Source organism: Candidatus Symbiopectobacterium sp. NZEC135, assembly GCF_025962695.1.
The window spans coordinates 1-1,157 of the sequence record NZ_JAGFPF010000598.1 but is presented as its reverse complement, the minus strand read 5'-3'; the positions used below and the strand labels follow the sequence as shown (position 1 = coordinate 1,157).

Annotated in this window: 1 protein-coding gene; it reads left to right on the top strand. The window is 34.2% G+C overall.

From position 1 onward, the window contains the following. The coding region (locus J5224_RS29070) for a hypothetical protein (protein ID WP_264628552.1) at positions 1-1,157 on the top strand (1,157 nt) is incomplete at both ends.

Sequence of the window (1,157 nt, the reverse complement as noted above, 5' to 3'; positions counted from 1 at the left end):
TGCTTTCTGATGCAGCCAAAGAGGTCAGTCTCGATATAAAATTAGTGCCAACAATGATTAAAGACACCTCATCCATCAACGCCAAAGACTATTTTTATCTGGGTAGTTGCGAAACAGAATCTTTTTTGGACATGGGGATCACGCTGGATAAGGAGGGTAGGCTTACGTTTATTAATGGCCAGCGCAAGGAGTTGATATCAGGTTTATACAACAAATATATCAAGAAAAGGAAATACTGCTGCTACAGTGCTCACGACATAACAAATAATAATGATTACTTATTTGATGCATTACGCATAAATGAAAATGGTAAATTAACAGGAAGAATAAAAGACACGTCAAAGCAATACACTATTGATATAGAAAAGAACTGTAGAACATATTCTTCATCTGAATCGAACGCAAACATCACTTTACGTTTAACAGAACAAGGTGAATGGGGAGCTGAAGATCTGAAATTTGAGAGAAAAGATGGCATCACATTAACATTTACATTCAAAAATAACGAATTATATTTATCTGAATTTAAAAAAGAAAACAATGTAGTCAATTACAAAGAATATGATTCTCTTGTGAAAATAAAATCACTCAAGGGGTACACTATACTTTCGGTCAAAAAAACGAGGGATGTGCTTCAACTTGAAACTATTCATAATGGAAAAAAGAGAATAATTTACCTAAATCCAAATAGAATAGAATTGCCCACGTTAAACGTAAAGAGTCTCTCTCATAAACCACCACAAAATCTACATTCTGCATTGGGTTCAGATCCTCATGAACATTATGATTCGGGCCAACCGTTTAGCTCGACACGCCTTGGTAATTTTAGCAGCAAATGGATTCCCCTTTTCGGTAATGCAATTGATAGTTTCCGAATAAACTTACAAAAATCTAAACACAATTGGTATGAGAAACATTACAAAAAATCCTTTTATGCAATGGTAAATGCTGTAGACCCAGGAATACGCGCAACGGTATCAACGATAAAAAATCTTTCATCGTTGTGTAGAACATCCGAAAAAACAGGAAAGATTTCTAGCGACATCACCAATATGAATAATAATTATACCTCGCTGATTGGAAAACTACCTGACAGCATAATCTGTAAAAAAGATCTTAACGTTGCCATACCAAACATATTAAAAAATCTTAAAAAT